The sequence below is a fragment of the Cereibacter changlensis JA139 genome, assembly GCF_003034985.1.
GTDB classification, from domain to species: Bacteria; Pseudomonadota; Alphaproteobacteria; order Rhodobacterales; family Rhodobacteraceae; genus Cereibacter; species Cereibacter changlensis.
Genome location: NZ_PZKG01000090.1, coordinates 1 through 16,445 on the forward strand (window position 1 = coordinate 1; position 16,445 = coordinate 16,445).

Annotated in this window: 14 protein-coding genes; 7 read left to right on the forward strand and 7 right to left on the reverse strand. The window is 70.4% G+C overall.

Features of this window, described 5'->3' with window-relative positions; translation table 11 throughout:
- Window positions 1–1,984: HAD-IA family hydrolase (locus tag C5F48_RS16290; protein WP_146170620.1), on the forward strand; the 1,984-nt coding region annotated here is incomplete at its 5' end.
- Between the two features lie 362 nt (window positions 1,985–2,346).
- On the opposite strand, the gene C5F48_RS25710 is transcribed toward C5F48_RS16290, so the two are convergent.
- Both C5F48_RS25710 and C5F48_RS16300 read right to left on the reverse strand, forming a co-directional pair.
- Window positions 2,347–2,532 (reverse strand): LuxR C-terminal-related transcriptional regulator, encoded by a 186-nt coding sequence (locus tag C5F48_RS25710; protein WP_107664933.1) that lies wholly within the window; start codon window positions 2,530–2,532, stop codon window positions 2,347–2,349.
- Between the two features lie 9 nt (window positions 2,533–2,541).
- Window positions 2,542–3,084 carry a TetR/AcrR family transcriptional regulator gene (locus tag C5F48_RS16300; protein ID WP_107664934.1) on the reverse strand — a complete coding sequence of 181 codons (543 nt, stop codon included), beginning with the start codon at window positions 3,082–3,084 and terminating at the stop codon, window positions 2,542–2,544.
- A 108-nt stretch (window positions 3,085–3,192) separates the two neighbouring features.
- Between C5F48_RS16300 and C5F48_RS16305 the strand changes: the two genes are divergently transcribed.
- From C5F48_RS16305 to C5F48_RS16320, 4 genes are all read left to right on the forward strand, one after another.
- Window positions 3,193–3,687 (forward strand): (2Fe-2S)-binding protein, encoded by a 495-nt coding sequence (locus C5F48_RS16305; protein ID WP_107664935.1) that lies wholly within the window; start codon window positions 3,193–3,195, stop codon window positions 3,685–3,687.
- A complete protein-coding gene (locus C5F48_RS16310; protein ID WP_107664936.1) occupies window positions 3,684–4,709 on the forward strand; it encodes an FAD binding domain-containing protein in 1,026 nt (341 codons plus the stop codon). The genes C5F48_RS16305 and C5F48_RS16310 overlap by 4 nt, the downstream gene beginning before the upstream one ends.
- Complete coding sequence (locus C5F48_RS16315; RefSeq protein WP_107664937.1) at window positions 4,702–6,954, forward strand: xanthine dehydrogenase family protein molybdopterin-binding subunit; 2,253 nt, start codon at window positions 4,702–4,704, stop codon at window positions 6,952–6,954. Before C5F48_RS16310 ends, C5F48_RS16315 begins: the two co-directional genes overlap by 8 nt.
- 187 nt (window positions 6,955–7,141) lie before the next feature.
- Window positions 7,142–7,447, forward strand: a complete 306-nt coding sequence (locus C5F48_RS16320; RefSeq protein WP_107664938.1) for a hypothetical protein — start codon at window positions 7,142–7,144, stop codon at window positions 7,445–7,447.
- Between the two features lie 37 nt (window positions 7,448–7,484).
- On the opposite strand, the gene C5F48_RS16325 is transcribed toward C5F48_RS16320, so the two are convergent.
- Both C5F48_RS16325 and C5F48_RS16330 read right to left on the reverse strand, forming a co-directional pair.
- Window positions 7,485–9,545: a TRAP transporter permease gene (locus tag C5F48_RS16325; RefSeq protein WP_107664939.1), complete on the reverse strand. Its 2,061-nt coding sequence runs from the start codon at window positions 9,543–9,545 to the stop codon at window positions 7,485–7,487.
- Window positions 9,546–9,631: 86 nt separating this feature from the next.
- Window positions 9,632–10,642 (reverse strand): TAXI family TRAP transporter solute-binding subunit, encoded by a 1,011-nt coding sequence (locus tag C5F48_RS16330; RefSeq protein ID WP_107664940.1) that lies wholly within the window; start codon window positions 10,640–10,642, stop codon window positions 9,632–9,634.
- A gap of 283 nt (window positions 10,643–10,925) precedes the next feature.
- Here C5F48_RS16330 and C5F48_RS16335 point away from each other — a divergent pair, with 283 nt between their 5' ends.
- A complete protein-coding gene (locus tag C5F48_RS16335) occupies window positions 10,926–12,584 on the forward strand; it encodes a BCCT family transporter (RefSeq protein WP_107664941.1) in 1,659 nt (552 codons plus the stop codon).
- Window positions 12,585–12,638: 54 nt separating this feature from the next.
- Here C5F48_RS16335 and C5F48_RS25230 read toward each other — a convergent pair whose 3' ends face one another.
- The 3 genes from C5F48_RS25230 to C5F48_RS16350 form a co-directional block, all read right to left on the reverse strand.
- Entirely contained in the window at window positions 12,639–12,815 is a 177-nt protein-coding gene (locus tag C5F48_RS25230) for a hypothetical protein (protein WP_170139682.1), read from the reverse strand.
- Window positions 12,816–12,881: 66 nt separating this feature from the next.
- Entirely contained in the window at window positions 12,882–14,237 is a 1,356-nt protein-coding gene (locus C5F48_RS16345) for a sigma-54-dependent transcriptional regulator (protein ID WP_107664943.1), read from the reverse strand.
- Window positions 14,234–15,916: a sensor histidine kinase gene (locus C5F48_RS16350; protein WP_107664944.1), complete on the reverse strand. Its 1,683-nt coding sequence runs from the start codon at window positions 15,914–15,916 to the stop codon at window positions 14,234–14,236. Before C5F48_RS16350 ends, C5F48_RS16345 begins: the two co-directional genes overlap by 4 nt.
- Before the next feature lie 201 nt (window positions 15,917–16,117).
- Here C5F48_RS16350 and C5F48_RS16355 point away from each other — a divergent pair.
- The coding region (locus C5F48_RS16355) for a cation:dicarboxylate symporter family transporter (RefSeq protein ID WP_146170621.1) at window positions 16,118–16,445 on the forward strand (328 nt) is incomplete at its 3' end.

Below are 16,445 nucleotides of genomic sequence, written 5' to 3' on the forward strand. Positions count from 1 at the left end.
CCAGAACCTCTACGACGGCATGTCCGACGGGCTGGCGATCCTCTCGGACACCGGCGCGCTGATCGCCGGCAACCGCCATCTCGCCTCGGTGCTGCGGCTCGCGCCGGAGGCGATGCGCGGCCGGCCGGAGATGCAGCGGCTGCTGACAGCGGGAGGGTGGCGGCGGAGCGACGGCGCCGAAGGCTTCCCCGAAGGCTTCGCCGAGCTGCACCACCCCGATGGCCGCGTCGTCGAGGTCCGGGAAAGCCGGCTGGCGACCGGCGGCTCGGTCATGCTGCTGTCGGACGCCTCGGAGCGGCACGAGCTGGCGGCCCGGCTGCGGCAGGTGCAGCGCACCGAGGCGCTCGGCAAGATCGCCGGCGAGGTGGCGCATGATTTCGGCAACATCCTGACGACCATCACCACCAGCCTGCACCTTCTGGAGACCACGCCGCCGGACCGCGCGACGAGCCTGCGCAAGTCGCTCGCCTCGGCGCTCGATCTCGGCAGCTCGCTGACCCAGCGCCTGCTGGCCTTCGCCCGCCGCTCGAACCTCGAACCCGAGGTGATGGACCTGAACGATCTGGTGGCGGGGGTCGAGGATCTGATCGGGCTGGCGCTCGACGACCGGATCGCGCTGAGCATCGTCCCGGCGCCCGCCATCCTCACCGTCCGGATCGACCCGGGCCAGATGGAAAGCGCGCTGCTGAACCTCTGCCTCAACGCGGCGCAGGCCATCCCCGGCACGGGGCGGATCGACATCCGCCTGACCCTGTTGCCGCATGACCGGGCGCAGATCGAGGTCTGCGACACCGGCGTCGGCATGTCGCCCGAGGTGCAGGCCCATGCGATGGAACCGTTTTTCACCGCCCGCGCCGACGGCGCCGGCACCGGGCTGGGGCTGGCCATGGTCTATGGCTTCATCCGGCAGTCGGGCGGCGATGTGGAGATCGACTCCAGCCCCGGTCTTGGCACCTGCGTGCGGCTGACGCTGCCGCTCTGCTCTCCGGAGGACGCGCAGTCCCCCGCCCCGCTGCGGGTGCTGCTGATCGAGGACGACCCCGGCGACGCCGCCCATGCCCGGCGCGCGCTGCCGCAGGCCCGGATCACCGAGACCAGCGATGCGGCCGAGGCGCAGGCCCTGCTGCGCGGCGCCGCCTTCGATCTGGTGCTGACAGACCTGCACCTGGGAGCCGAGGCCGCGGGCTGGCGTCTGGCCGAGGCCGCGCTACGCGCCGATCCGCATTGCCGCGCCGTCGTCGTCTCGGGCCGCCTGCCCGAGGCCGACCCGCTCGACCCCCCGTTTCCCCGGCCGCGCCTTCCGTCTGGCCAAGCCGCTCGACCCCGCCGCCCTGGCGGCCCGCCTGCAAGGACTGCGCCCGCGATGACGCTCCCCAAAGCCCTGATCTTCGATTGCGACGGCACGCTCGCCCTCACCGCCGACCTGCATTTCGCCGCCTTCTGCGCCGCCTTCGCCGCGCAGGGCAGCAGGCTCGACCGTGACTTCTACCTCGCGCGCGGCGGGCTGGCGCGGCCGGCGCTGATCGCCGTCTGGATCGAGGCGACCGGCGAGAGGCTCGACGCCGCGCGCCTTGCCCGTGACAGCATCCGCGAGGCCGAGACGCTGGCGCTGGCCGGGCAATGCGCGCCCAACCCGCCGGTGATTGCGCTCGCCCGGAGCTGGGGCGCGCGGCCCTCGGCGGTGGCCTCGAACGGCGAGGGGCCGATCGTGCGGGCCATCCTGAAGGCCTGCGGCATCGCCGAGCTGTTCGACACCGTCGTGACCCTCGAACAGGTCGGGGCCGCCAAGCCGGACCCGGCGATGTTCCTGCTGGCGGCGGAACGGATGGGCGCCGCCCCTGCGGATTGCCTGGTGCTGGAAGACAGCGCGCAGGGCATGGAGGCGGCGCGCCGCGGCGGAATTCCCGCGCTTGATGTGCGCGAACCCGGGGCGCTGGCCGAGATCGCGGCGATGGTGACGCAGCTCCGGTTGCCCGCCGCATAAGGCGCAGGCAGAAGGCTCAGGCAGGCGCAACGAAGCGCGCCTAGGCGGTGAGCCTCAGACCGAAGCCTGCTCGCAGTAGCAATCTCCCCCGCTTGGTCGGTGGATTTCACCCGGTCCCCGATCCGCCCGCCGCCACGGACGGAAGCGAACGCGCGACCCGATTGCCGCGCGGAGGGTCGGAGGCCGGAAACCGGCCTCGCCATGGTGGAAGGGCGCCGCGTCAAGCTGCGCGGCCCCCGGGGCTGGGTTTGATCCTCGACGCCGACCGCTGCGAGCTGATCGACCCGAACGGCGACATCGTCACCCGCCGCCGCGCCACCGCGCGGGATTTCGCGCGGGTGCGACAGCAGCCCGGCCTCTGATCACCTCAGGTGCTGGCGGGCGAGGATCGACGCCTCGACCCGGTTGCACCCCTGCAGCTTCTGCAGGATCGAGGTCATGTGGTGTTTCACCGCCTTCTGCTGCAGCTCCAGCTCGCGGCCGACCTCCTCAATCGCCGTCGGCGGCCCCGCGCAGCGGCGAAGCCGTCGCCGTCGCAGCCCCAGCAGCGCCCGCCGCTATCTCGGCCGCAGCCCGTCGAGAAACACCTCCAGCAGCAGATCGGCGCGGGCGGGGTCGGCGCCGGGGCCGTAGCCGAGCGCCATCAGCACGCGCATCAGGTCGTCGCTGGTGACATCAGGGCGGACGGCGCCCTCCTCGACGGCGCGGGCGTGCAGGGCTGCGACGGCGGCGCGGATCCGCAGCGACTGGTCGCTGAAGAAGCTCGACTCCGGCTCGAACACCGGGGCCAGCGCGGCGACCATGCCCTTCTTCGTGGCCATCATCTGCAACACGGCCTGCATCCAGTCCTTCAAACCGTCCTCGGCGGCGCGGCGTTCCAGCACCTCCACCTCCCGGGCGTAGACAGCCTGGAACAGCGCCTCGCGCGTCGGGAAATGCCGGTAGAGCGTGCCGATCCCCAGCTCCGCCCGCCGCGCGACCTCCTCGAGACTGCCGCCCTCGCCACGGAACACCTCGCGCGCGGCCTCCAGCAGGCGCTCGCGGTTGCGCAGCTGGTCGGCGCGCGGTTTCCTTGCCTTCGGCGTTTCCTCGCCCATCATCCCATCCAATCCATCGTTCCGCTTGCAAAACGGAGGCACCCTCCGTATTAATGTCATGTGGCCGGCCCGGTCCGGCTTCCCTGCCAGCTTATTGCCAAAGAGGGAACGATGACACAGACCTTGCAGCTCAAGATCAACGGTTCGGACCTGCGGCTCGATCTGGACGACCCGCGGGCGACACTTCTCGATGTCCTGCGCGAACGTCTCGGCCTCACCGGGACGAAGAAGGGCTGCGACCGCGGCCAGTGCGGCGCCTGCACGGTGCTGATCGACGGGCGGCGCGTGAACGCCTGCCTCGCGCTGGCCCTGTCGCATGACGGGGCGCAGATCACCACGATCGAGGGGCTGGCGCGCGGCGAGGACCTGCACCCGGTGCAGGCCGCCTTCATCGCGGATGACGGCTTCCAATGCGGCTTCTGCACCCCGGGGCAGATCATGTCCGCCGTGGCCCTGATCGCCGAGGCGGAAGCGGGGCTCGACCCCGAGCGCATCCGCGAGGGGATGAGCGGCAACCTCTGCCGCTGCGCCGCCTATGCCGGCATCACCGAGGCGGTGCTGGACGCCACCCGGGCGCTGGCGCTGGAAGAGGAGAGAGCGGCATGAAGCCCTTCGCCTATACCCGCGCCGAGACGGTCGAAGCCGCGATCGCCGCCGAGGGCGCCTTGCTGGCCGGCGGGACCAACCTTCTGGACCTGATGAAGATCGGCGTCGCCGCGCCGGACCGGCTGGTGGACATCAGCCGCCTGCCGCTGGCCGGGATCGAGGAGGTGGCAGGCGGGCTGCGCATCGGCGCCATGGCGCGCAACGCCGATATCGCCCGGCATCCGGCGGTGCTGGCGCGGTTTCCGGCGCTGGCCGAGGCGCTGCTGTCCGGGGCCTCGCCGCAGCTGCGCAACGCGGCGACCGCGGGCGGCAACGTGATGCAAGCCACGCGCTGCAGCTATTTCCAGGATCCGGCCTCGTCCTGCAACCGGCGCGAGCCGGGCAGCGGCTGCTCGGCCATCGGCGGCCAAACCCGCAATCACGCGGTGCTCGGCTGGACCGAGGGCTGCATCGCCACCCATCCCTCCGACATGTGCGTGGCGCTGGCCGCCTATGACGCCGTGGTCATGATCGAAGGCCCCGGGGGCCGGCGCGAGGCGGCGATGGAGAGCTTCCACCCCCTGCCCGATGCGGCGGGGGCCGGCCCGGCCCCGCTGTCGCCGGGCGAGGTCATCACCGATATCCGGCTGCCGGACCCCGGGGGCATGGCGCGCAACGCCCGCTACGTGAAGCTGCGCGAGCGCACCTCCTTCGCCTTCGCCATCGTTTCCGCCGCCGCGGCGCTCGATCTGCGCGACGGGCGCATTGCCGCGGCGCGGCTGGCGCTCGGCGGCGTGGCGGCCCGACCCTGGCGCTGCCGCGTAGCCGAGCAGGCGCTGGTCGGGCAGCCCGCCACGACGGAGAGCTTCGCCCGGGCGGCGGAGCTTGCGGTGCAGGGGGCCCGCCCCTCCGGCGACAACGCCGCCAAGATCGAGCTCGCCCGCCGGATCGCGATCCGCGCCCTTTCCCTCGCCGCTGACGGGACGCCCGACAGGCTTGCCGCGCTTCCCGCCTCGGTCTTCGCAGGAGAGAACAATGGCTGACGTCATCAATACGCAGGGGCATGTGCGGCTGGGATCGAACGCAGGGCAAGGGCTGACGCGGCGCGACGGCGTGCTCAAGGTCACCGGCGCCGCGACCTATGCCGCCGACAACCGCCCCGAGGGCCTGTTGCACGCCGTCACCGCGACGGCGACCATCGCGCGCGGCCGGGTCACGCATCTGGACGTGGCCGCGGCCGAGGCGCATCCGGGCGTGGTCAAGCTCTACACCCCCGACAATGTGCCGCCGCTGGCGGTGAGCCCGGACGAGAAGATCCACCCCTTCGTCTGGCGGATGGAGGCGCTGCAGAGCGACCGGGTGCGCTATGCCGGCCAGCCCATCGCGCTGGTGCTGGCGGAAACGCTGGAGGCCGCGACCGAGGCCGCGCGCTTGCTCGCCCCGCGCTACGAGGCCGAAACGCCGCATGTGACGCTGGACGACGCCGAGCCGTTCGAGACGACGACGACCGCCTTCGGTCGGCCCGCCGACCACAGTTCGGGCGACATCGGCAAGGCGCGAGCGACCGCGGCCCGGCATGTGGTGGCGGAGGTCGAGACCGTGGCGCAGTATCACAACGCCATGGAGCCTCATGCCATCGTCGCCCGCTGGACCGGAGACCGGCTGGAGATCGACACCCCGAACCAGGCGATCGGCCTCGCCAGGCAGACCTTCGCCGCGTTTCTCGGTATCGAGCCGGCGCAGATCCTGATCCGCAGCCCCTTCCTCGGCGGCGGCTTCGGCTCCAAGGCAATCCTTTACGGCGGCCAACTTCTCGCAGTGCTCGCCGCGCGCGATACCGGCCGGCCGGTGAAGCTGGTGCTGCGGCGCGACCAGATGTACGGACCCGTCGGCCACCGCGCCCCGACCCGGCAGAGGCTGCGGCTCGACCTCGATGAGGACGGGCGGATCGCGGCGCTGCAGCACGACACCCTGACGATGACCTCGAGCTTCGACCATTTCCTCGAGGGCGCATCGAACGCTTCGCACAGCCTCTACGCGACCGCGGCGCTGCAGACGACGCATCGCGGGCTGCGGGCCGATATCGGCACCCCCGGCCCGATGCGCGCCCCGGGCGAGGCCCCCGGCTCGGCGGCGCTGGAGGTGGCGATGGATCTGGCGGCCCAGGCCGCGGGCCTCGACCCGCTGGCGTTCCGCCTGCGCAACCATGCCGAGACCGATCCGTCGAATGGCATGGCCTTCTCCTCCAAGGCGCTTCGCGAGTGCTATGCGCAGGCGGCCGACCTCTTCGGCTGGGCCGACCGTCCGGCGGAGCCGCGGCGGATGCGGCAGGGGCAGCTCCTGAAGGGCTGGGGCATGGGCAGCGCGCAGTTCCCCTGCCCGATGTTCACCGCGGCGGCCCACGCCACGCTGCGCGCCGATGGCAGCGCGGTGGTCGAGACCTCGGCCGCCGACATGGGCCAAGGGGCCTGGACCGCGCTGGCGCAGATCGCGGCGGACGGGCTCGGCCTCGACATCGACCGCGTCGAGTTCCGCTCGGGCCATTCCGATCTGCCCGACGCCGGGGTGGCCGGCGGCTCGGGCCATACCGCGACGGCTGGCACCGCGCTGTTCAACGCCGGCGCCGACGTGGTGCGGCGGCTGGTGGATCTGGCCACCGGCGATCCGGCCTCGCCGCTGTTCGGCGCGGGCAATTCCGGCGTCACCGCCCGCGGCGGCCGGCTGCACCGCAACGACGACGGCCGCTCGGAGGCCTACGAGGACATCCTCGCCCGCGCCGGGCTCGACATGCTCCGCGGCGAAGGCACCGGGGCGCGCGAGGGCCAGCCGACACGGGCGATGTTCTCGCATGGCGCGGTCTTCGCCGAGGTGCTCGTCGATCCCGACCTCGGCCAGATCCGCGTCAGCCGGCTGGTCGGGGCCTTCGCCGCCGGCCGCATCATCAACCCGCGTCTGGCGCGCAGCCAGCTTCTGGGCGGCATGGTCTGGGGCATCGGCTTCGCCCTGCAGGAGGAGGCGCTGCACGACGCGCGCACGGGTCGGTTCACCAACAACGACCTGGCCGGCTATCACATCCCGGTCAATGCCGACGCCCCGATGATCGAGGCGCTGACCGTGCATGAGGACGACCCATTCGTGAACGCCCTCGGCATCAAGGGCGTGGGCGAGATCGGCGTCACGGGAACGGTGGGCGCCATCGGCAACGCGGTCTGGCACGCGACGGGGTTGCGATCGCAGCGCTTTCCGATCCATCCGGAGAGTTTGATCCTGTCAGGGGAGTCCCTTTGAAGGGCCGGGGGCGGAAGCGAAGATCCCGCGCATCCTGGAGCCTGATGTCTTGCAAGCAATCAGGTTAAGGGTCCTGACCGACCGGCGGAGGTCCGCGCCATTCCGTCTCATTGTCAGGAAGGCGCCGCCGCGCTATCGGCTCGGGCGTGGGGAGCGGCCTCCTGCGCCGGCCCCGGAAGGAGGCGCGATGTTCCAGTTCCTTGCCATTTCCACCGGCCTGTCGCTGGTCCTGCTGCTGGGCGCGACCGAATGGGAGCGCCGCGCCATCGTCGCGCGCCGGTTGGGGCCGAACGGGCGGGCGATCCTGGTGGCGCTGGCGATCTCCGCCATCGGCTCGCTGGGGGTCGTGGTCACCGCCGGGGTGTCGGGCGGCTGGATCTTCCTGCTGCACCTCCTCGGCGCGTCGATCCTCTACCACGGCGTCATGGGCGTCTTCCTCGTGCACGGGCTGCAGGAGGTTTCGGCCCGCACCTTCGGCTATGGCGAAAGCTGAGCCCTGACCGGGAGGGCGGACCCTCCCGGCCTACTCCTCAGGCCGCGGCCGGCGGAGCCGCCCGCCCGGCAAGGGTCTGGCGCAGCGCCACCGCACCGAGAATAGCCGCGCCGATCAGGGTGGAGACCAGCTCCGGCGCGATCATCATCAGCGCGGCGATCGGCAGCAGCACCCGCTCCAGCCAGTGCAGCGGGCCGATCATCCAGTTGGTGATCGCCACCGACAGCGCCACGATCCCCAGCACCGCCCCGGTGAAGGCCAGGAGGAAGTCGGGCAGCGTGAAGCCTTGCGTCACGATCAGCAGCGAGGGCGAGAAGACGAAGACGAAGGGCACCAGCGCCTTGCCCATCGACAGGCGGAAGGCGGTGTTGCCCGCCTTGAAGCCGTTCGCCCCGGCGATGCCCGCCGCCGCATAGGCGGCCAGCGCCACCGGCGGCGTCACGTCGGCCAGCACCCCGAAGTAGAAGACGAAGAAATGCGCCACCAGCGGCTCGACATTCAGCATCCCCAGCACCGGGGCGGCGACCGCCACCATGATGATGTAGTTGGCCGTCGTCGGCACGCCGCAGCCCATCAGCACGCAGACCACGGCGGTCATGATCAGAGTGAACAGCAGGGTCAGCGTCTCGATCGAGAACAGCTCGAACGGCAGGAAGCCGAGGAAGCCGTAGGTGCCGCCCGCCCAGTCCTGCGCCACCGAGGTGACCATGAAGGCGATCTTGAAGCCGACGCCGGTCAGGGTGACGATGCCGATCACCACGCCCACCAGAGCCGCCGCCACCGTCACCGACAGCGACTGCCGCGCGCCGGCGATGAAGCCCTCGACGATGCCGACGGCGGTCTCCTTCGCCCCGTCGATCAGGCCAGAGGCCATGACGCGCTGGATCAGGTAGACCACCATGCAGGCGGTGATCGCCCAGAAGGCCGACAGGAACGGCGTGCGCCCCGACATCAGCATCCAGACGAGGAGGATCAGCGGCAGCACGGAGAGCCAGCCCTCGCGCAGCACCTTTACCGCGTTCGGCAGCTCCTCCTTGGTCAACCCGCGGATGCCGAGGCGCTTGGCCTCGAGATGCACCTGCACCAGCACGCCGAAGAAATGCATGAAGGCCGGGACGATGGCGGCGATCAGGATGGTGCGCAGCGGGATGCCCAGATATTCGACCATCAGGAAGGCCACGGCCCCCATGACCGGCGGGGTGATCTGGCCGCCGGTGGAGGAGGCCGCCTCGACCGCCGCCGCGAAATGCCGCTGGAAGCCGATCTTCACCATGGCCGGGATGGTCAGCGCCCCGGTCGTCACCGCATTGGCGATGGAAGAGCCCGAGATGGTGCCGAGCATGGCCGAGGAGACCACCGACACTTTCGCCGGACCGCCCGAGAAACGCCCGGTCAGCGCGGTGGCGAGGTCGATGAACAGCTGCCCGAGGCCGATCCGCTGCGCCATGACGCCGAACAGCACGAAGTGGAAGACATAGGTCGCGATCACCCCCAGCGCCGTGCCGTAGATGCCCTGCGAGGTCAGGTAGAGGTGGTTGATGATGTTGGGCCAGTCGGCGCCCGGATGCACCAGGATGCCGGGCATCGAGCGGCCGAAATAGGCATAGGCCACGAAGATCAGCGCGATCACCGGCAGGGGCCAGCCCATCGAGCGGCGCACCGACTCCAGCAGGGCGACCAGCAGCAGCGTGCCCATGATGATGTCGATCTGCAGCGGGTTGCCGACCCGGAAGGCCAGCTGGTCATAGATCCAGGGCACGTAGAAGGCGGCGACCGCGCCGGTCAGCGCGAAGAGCCAGTCGATCACCGGGATGCCCAGGAGGGCGAAGCCGCCGGTGTTGTGCCGGTTGCGCGCGAAGGCGGCGAAGCTGAGGAAGATCAGGAACAGCGACACGCCCATGTGCATGCCGCGATGGGTGGTGGCGCGGGGGATGCCGAAGCCGGCGGTGTAGAAGTGATAGGCCGACAGCAGGAACAGCAGCGCGCCGCACAGGAGGGCCACCGGCCGCGTCACGGTGCGGAACCGGGCTTCCGGGTCGAATTCCTCCTCGAGCTTGCGGATCTCTTCTTCGGTGAGCTGGCGTTCGGTCTCGGCCATCGGGGGTCCCCACAAGGATGGTGTCGTTTCAACGGAAAGGACGCGACCGGGGGTCCGGCCGCGTCCTCGTCCAAGGGTCGGTCAGCTCACTCGAGCTTGCCGGCTTCCTTGTAGAACTTCTCCGCCCCGGCGTGGAACGGGATGCCCGCGCCCTGGGTGGCGCTGTCCAGCGTGATCGCCTTGCCCTTGGCATGGCCGGCGGCGAACAGCTTCTGGGTGTTCTCGTTGTAGATCGCCTTGGTGATGCCGTAGATCAGGTCTTCCGGCTGGTCGGCGCTGGTCACCAGCTGCGCCCCGACCGAGATCGTCGCCACGTCGGATTCCTGCCCGGTGTAGGTGCCCGCCGGGACGTTGTCGGTGGCGAAGAAGCTGTAGGTCTCGCGCAGCTTGTCGACTTCCGGGCCGCTGATCGGCACCAGAACGACGTCATGCTGGCTGGCCAGCTCGGCGATGGCGCCGGCCGGGAAGCCGCCGACGAAGAAGAACGCATCCATCGCGTTGTCGCGCATCCGGTCCGAGGCCTGGTCGGGCTTCAGATATTCCGGGGTGATGTCGGCTTCGGTCAGGCCGAAGGCCTCGAGGATGATCTTGGCGTCGACCAGCGTGCCCGAGCCCGGCTCGTCCAGCGAGACGCGCTTGCCCTTGAGGTCGGCGACCGAGGCGATCCCGGCGTCCTTGCGGGCGACGAGGTGGATGCTTTCCGGGTAGAGGTTGGCGATCAGCCGCAGGTTCTCGACCGCGGGCTGGCCTTCCCAGAGACCGGTGCCGGACTGCGCCCAGTAGGCCACGTCGGACTGGCTGAAGCCGGCTTCCATCGCGCCGCCGTTGATGGCGTTCACGTTGCCGACCGAGCCGTTCGAGGCGACGGCGGTGGCCACGAGGCCGGGCACGCCGCAAGAGCCGCCGTCCTCGCAGGCGCGCGAGCCGGGCGGGTTGGAGATGGCGTTGGCGATCAGGCCGCCGATCGGGTAGTAGGTGCCCGCGGTGCCGCCGGTGCCGATGCGGAAGAACTGCATTTCCTGGGCGACAGACCCCTGAGCGAGCATCCCGACCGCCAGCGCGGCTCCCATGAGGCTTTTCACGGATATCATCTTCATTCCTGTCTCCCGAGGCTCTGACACGTTTGGATCGGCCGGAAGCTCCGGACCGACCGAGTGTTAACGAGTGTTAATGAACGTTTGCGCGCCGGTCCATCCCTCAAAACGAACGCTTCGCGGGACCGTCCGCCCGCCGCGGGACCACAGCGCGCGGTTGAGCTTCTGCTAAACCTAAGGTAACGTATATGTCATATAGGGATAATATCCTCGCCGCTCGCCGTCTCCAGCAGCCTTTCCCCGCCGGAGCCTAGCGGCTTCCCGCCGAAAAAAGACAGGAGAGCCAGTGAGCCAACCCCCGACAGTTCCGACAGACCCCGCCTCCGAAGCCGTTCCGGCGCCTGAGGGTGCCACCCAGATCATCGACACCGAATACGAGATCGGCCAGGACAACATCAGCTACCGCCGCCGTTTCGTCTTCGAGCTGGACATCCACAACGTCGTCTTCAGCGTCTCGGCCATCGGCATCATGGCCTTCACCCTGCTGACGCTGATGTTCCAGACCACGCTGGAGCCACTGTTCTCCGGCCTGCGCAACTTCCTCACCGCGAACCTCGACTGGTTCTTCCTGTCGGCGGGCAACGTCTTCCTGCTGCTCTGCCTCGTGCTGATCCTGCTGCCCCTGGGCCGCATCCGGCTGGGCGGGCCCGAGGCCACGCCGGACCACAGCTACATGTCCTGGTTCTCGATGCTCTTCGCCGCCGGCATGGGCATCGGCCTGATGTTCTACGGCGTCTCAGAACCCTTGGGCAACTACACCGCCGCCTTCGGCGGCCCGATCGTCGGGCCGGACGGGGTGCGCACCGACTGGTCGCCCTTGGGTGGCGCGGTGGGCGACGCCGAGGGCGCGCGCCGGCTGGCCATGGCGGCGACGATCTTCCACTGGGCGCTGCACCCCTGGGCGATCTACGCCATCGTCGCGCTGTCGCTGGCGCTCTTCGCCTACAACAAGGGCCTGCCGCTGACGCTGCGCTCGATCTTCTACCCGATCTTCGGCGAGAAGGTCTGGGGCTGGCCGGGCCATCTCATCGACATCCTCGCCGTCTTCGCCACGATCTTCGGCCTCTCTACCTCGCTCGGGATCGGCGCGCAGCAGGCTAGCGCCGGGCTCGACTTCCTGTTCGGCATCCCCTCGACGCTGGGCACGATGATCTTCCTGATCATCATCATCACCGGCATCGCCATCGCCTCGGTGGTCGCCGGGATGGAGAAGGGCGTGAAGCTTTTATCCGAAATCAACATGGGTTTGGCGCTGCTGCTCTTGGTCTTCATCATCGCGGTCGGCCCGACGCTGCAGATCCTCACCGGCTTCCTGAAGAACCTGAAGGCCTATGCGGAATACCTGCCGGCGCTGTCGAACCCCTTCGGCCGCGACGACGACAACTTCCGCCAGGGCTGGACCGCCTTCTACTGGGCCTGGTGGATCAGCTGGTCGCCCTTCGTCGGCATGTTCATCGCCCGCGTCAGCCGCGGCCGCACGGTGCGCGAGTTCTTGATCGCCGTGCTGGTCATCCCCTCGCTGGTCTCGACGATCTGGATGACCGCCCTCGGCGGCACCGCGATCAGCCAGGTGGTGACGGAGCGGCTCAGCTCGGTGCAGGACGCGGCGCTGGAGATCCAGCTGTTCGAGATGCTGGCGCATCTGCCGCTGACCCAGATCACCTCGCTGATCGGCATCGTGCTGGTGGTGGTGTTTTTCGTCACCTCCTCCGACTCCGGCTCGCTGGTGATCGACACGATCAGCGCCGGCGGCAAGATGAACGCGCCGACGCCGCAGCGGGTGTTCTGGGCCAGCTTCGAGGGCCTCGTCGCCATCGCGCTGCTCCTGGGAGGCGGGCTCACGGCCCTGCAGGCCATGGCGGTCTCCACCGGCTTCCCCTTCACCTTCGTGCTGCTGGGCGCCTGTTTCGCCCTGGTGAAGGGCCTGATGGCCGAGCCGAAGTGACGAAAGCCTCCCCCCGGCCCGCCGGGGGGAGCGTTCAGACCCGGCGGCGCCCGGTCAGTCTTGCGTCTTCTTTGCCTTCTTCGCCTCGGCGGCGGCCTTCATGCGCGCCAGAAGCTCCGCCTTGGTCGCCCGGTCGCCATAGGGGTTCTTCTCGGACCCCTTGGCGTTGTGCTCGCTGTGCCGCGGCGCGGCCTTGCCGGTCTTCACCGATCCCGCTTTTCCGTAATCCATCGTCATCCCCTGAAATCAGTGCCTGCTGATGCCTGAAACCGCGCGCCGACACAACCGCGCAGCGCGTCAGGAGCCCTCGCCGCCGCGGAAGGCCTCGGCGCGGATCGCGTGGCGCGTCAGCTTGTCATAGAAGGTCTTGCGCGGCAGGCCCAGCCGCTGCATCGCCCGGCTGGCGTTTCCCCCCGCCTGGCGCAGCGCGTCGCGGATCAGCTCGGCCTCGAAGGCGGCGACGCTTTCGGCCAGCGTCGGCTCCGGCCCTTCCGCCCCGCCCTCCTCCGGCGCCAGACCGAGCGCTTGGCGTTCGGCGAAATGCTGCAGCTCGCGCACGTTGCCGGGCCAGTCATGCGTGGCGAGCCGGGCCTTCAGCCCTGGCGTCATCAGCGGCACCGGCAGCTTCAGCCGGGCGCAGGCGGCCAGCAGGAAATGCCGGAACAGCAGCGGCACATCCTCGCGCCGCTCGGTCAGGGGCGGCACCAGCAGCGAGATGCCGCCCAGCCGGTAGAAGAGATCGGCGCGGAAGCTGCCCTCGCGCACCCGCACGCCCAGATCGACCTGGGTCGCGGCGATCACCCGCAGATCGAGCGGCCGCGCCGCCTCGGCCCCCAAGGGCCAGACCTCGCCCGCCTCGATCACCCCGTGCAGCCGGGCCTGCAGCGCCGGCGACAGCGCCTCGACCTCGTCGAGGAACAGCGTGCCGCGATGCGCCCGCTCGATCCGGCCGATCACCCGCCCGGCGCGCGGCTGCGGCCCGACCCGCACCCCCGGCTCGGCCCCGAGGAAATCGGCGTCGAAGCGGCTCTCGTCCAGCGTGGCGCAATTGACATGCACGAAGGCCCGGGCGCGGCGCGGGCTTAGGCGGTGGATCTGCCGCGCCACTGCCTCCTTGCCGACGCCGCTGCCGCCGATGACCAGCGCGTCGACCCCGGCCTCGGCCACCCGCGCCACCGTCTCGCGCAGGTGGGTCATGGCGAGGCTGTCGCCGAGCAACTCGGCCGCGCCGTCGCCGGGGGCCTGCATCCGCCGCAGCATGCGGTTCTCCAGCACCAGCGCCCGCGCCCCGGTCGCCCGGCGCAGCGTCGCCATCAGGTCGTCCAGCGCCACCGGCTTGGTCAGGAAGTCGTAGACCCCCTCGGTCAGCGCCCGCACCGCCATCGGCACGTCGCCATGCCCGGTCAGCAGGATCACCGGCAGGTCCGGGTCCATCGCCCGCAGCCGGCGGAACAGCTCCATCCCGTCGATCTGCGGCATGCGCACATCAGTCAGCACCACGCCGGGATAGTCGCGGGTCATGCCGCGCAACGCCTCCGCCGCGCCGGAAAAGGCCTCGACCCGGAAACCGCGCAGCGTCAGGGACTGGACCTGCGCGGCCAGCAGATCGGGGTCGTCATCGACCAGCCGGACGAGGGGAGGCGTGTCGGTCATGGCGCCCTGCGCAGGTCGAGGTGGAAGGTGGCCCCCTGCCCCGGTGCCGGCGGGTCGGCCCTGAGGCTGCCGCCGAAATCCCGGGCGATGTCATGCGCGATGACGAGGCCCAGCCCCAGCCCGTCCGGTTTCGTCGTGGTGAAGGGGATGAACAGCTTGGCCGCCGCCTCGGGCGACAGGCCCGGCCCGTTGTCGGCGATGCTGAGCGTGACCGTCTCCGCCGTCTGGCGCAGGGTGACGACGATCTGCGGGTCGGGCCGGTCGGCCAGCGCGTCCTGCGCATTCTGCAGGATGTTCACCAGGATCTGCTCCAGCCGGATCCGGTCGCCCATCACCGCGAGATCCGGCGGGATCGGCGGCGCGATCACCCGCACCATTTCCGAGCGCAGCCGGCTGGCGTGCAGCAGCAGCGAGGCCTCGAAGGCCTCGCCCAGCTTCACCGGCTCGGTGCGGCCGGTGGCCTTGCGGGCGAAGCCGCGCAGCTCGGCGGTGATATGGCCGATGCGGTCGGCCATCCGCACGATGGTGGCGAGGTTGCCGGCCACCTCCGGCGGCGCGGGCCGCACCTCGGGCAGCATCGCGAGCCCGTTCTCGGCCAGCAGACGGATCGTCGCCAGCGGCTGGTTCACCTCATGCGCCACGCCGGCGGTGATCTGGCCGAGCGCGGCCAGCTTGTTGGCCTGCACCAGATCGGCCTGCAGCGCGCCGAGGCGCTGCTCGGTCGCCTTGCGTTCGCGCATCTCGTCGGAGAGGGCGCGGGTCCGCTCGTCCACCGCGCGCTCCAGATCGGCGCTGTAGCGCCGCTCGGCCTCGGCCCGCCGGGTCACCCGCCGCGCGCCGCGCCAGGCCATGCCGGCGCCGAAGGCCAGCAGCCCCAGCCCCAGCGCCGCCGTGCCGGTGGCCAGCACCGCCGATTCCAGCGCCGGGGCCGAGGCGGTGAACAGGGTCAGCGCCCAACCCGCCGAGGGCAGGTCAACCGTGGTCGCCAGTTGGCCCGCCGCCGGGACCGGCGCGGGGGTGAAGCGGGTTTCGGGGAGGCTGGCCAGCACCACCCGCCCGTCAGGTTCGGTGACGAAGGTCCGGTCGGCGCTGACCGCCCAGCTCGCCTCGATCGCGGTGAACTCCACCTTCACCACCACGACGCCGAGCCCCTCGCCCACGACATGCGACAGGTAGAGCCCGGGCCGGTGGCTCACCGTCCCCAAGGCGAATTGCTGCGCCGTGCCCTCACGCAGGGCGACGGTGAAATAGTCGCGGAATGCGTAGCTGGAGCCGACGAAGGAATCCGGCTCGTTCCAGTTCGAGGCGGCGAGGGCGGTCCCGGTCAGGTCCAGCACGTAGATCACCGAGCTCTGCGTCTCGTCCTGCAGCCGGTCCAGCTTGCGCGACATCGCCGCCGTTGCGGCGGGGGTCGGCGCGGCCAGCGCGCCGCGCACCTGCGAGTCGTCGGCGAGGATGGCGGCGACCGCCCGCTGCTTGGCGAATTCGCTCTCGACCGCCAGCGCCCGCGACCGGGCGGCGACCTCGGCCTCCAGCACGATCCGCGCGAGGGTGGAGCGATGCGCCAGGTGGAAGGCCTCCGCCAGCACCCCGAGGCAGAGCAGCACCGCCAGCAGGCTCAGGCCCAGCAGCCGGGCGCGGCCCGGCCGGCGGGGGGAATCATCGGGGAGGGACGCCATCGGATCTCCGGCAGGGGCTGTGTGGGTTTCCATACTAGCAGGCCGGGCCTTGTGTGGAAAACGAAACATCGCAGGCAGGGGCGCGGTTTCCAACATGCTGAAAAACAACGAGCCGCCCACCCCGCCCCGCAATTTTGTTGCGCAGTCACAGAAGTGTATTCTGTCGCACACCGGATTCCCGTCGGGTTGGAGGAGACCTCAATGCAGATCGACACGTCGGCAGGGCCGGCGGCGCAGGCGCCGCGGCCATTCTACAGACATCTCTATTTCCAGGTTCTCGTCGCCATCGGCACGGGCGCCGCCATCGGCCATTTCTATCCCGAGACCGGCGTGGCGCTGAAGCCGCTGGGCGACGGCTTCATTAAGCTGGTGAAGATGATCATCTCGCCGGTGATCTTCCTGACCATCGTCACAGGCCTCGCCGGGATGGGCACGCTGCGCGGCGTGGGGTCGGTCGTGGGCAAGGCCTTCGGCTATTTCTTCTTCTTCTCGACGCTGGCGCTGATCATCGGCATGATCGTCGCCAACG

Excerpts from the sequence above, each read along its gene's own strand:
- C5F48_RS16310 (WP_107664936.1), top strand. The coding sequence starts at position 3,684 with ATGAAGCCCTTCGCCTATACCCGCGCCGAGACGGTCGAAGCCGCGATC.
- C5F48_RS16315 (WP_107664937.1), top strand. The coding sequence starts at position 4,702 with ATGGCTGACGTCATCAATACGCAGGGGCATGTGCGGCTGGGATCGAAC.
- C5F48_RS16320 (WP_107664938.1), top strand. The coding sequence starts at position 7,142 with ATGTTCCAGTTCCTTGCCATTTCCACCGGCCTGTCGCTGGTCCTGCTG.
- C5F48_RS16305 (WP_107664935.1), top strand. The coding sequence starts at position 3,193 with ATGACACAGACCTTGCAGCTCAAGATCAACGGTTCGGACCTGCGGCTC.
- C5F48_RS16345 (WP_107664943.1), bottom strand. The coding sequence starts at position 14,237 with ATGACCGACACGCCTCCCCTCGTCCGGCTGGTCGATGACGACCCCGAT.
- C5F48_RS16350 (WP_107664944.1), bottom strand. The coding sequence starts at position 15,916 with ATGGCGTCCCTCCCCGATGATTCCCCCCGCCGGCCGGGCCGCGCCCGG.
- C5F48_RS25230 (WP_170139682.1), bottom strand. The coding sequence starts at position 12,815 with ATGGATTACGGAAAAGCGGGATCGGTGAAGACCGGCAAGGCCGCGCCG.
- C5F48_RS16325 (WP_107664939.1), bottom strand. The coding sequence starts at position 9,545 with ATGGCCGAGACCGAACGCCAGCTCACCGAAGAAGAGATCCGCAAGCTC.
- C5F48_RS16330 (WP_107664940.1), bottom strand. The coding sequence starts at position 10,642 with ATGAAGATGATATCCGTGAAAAGCCTCATGGGAGCCGCGCTGGCGGTC.
- C5F48_RS16300 (WP_107664934.1), bottom strand. The coding sequence starts at position 3,084 with ATGATGGGCGAGGAAACGCCGAAGGCAAGGAAACCGCGCGCCGACCAG.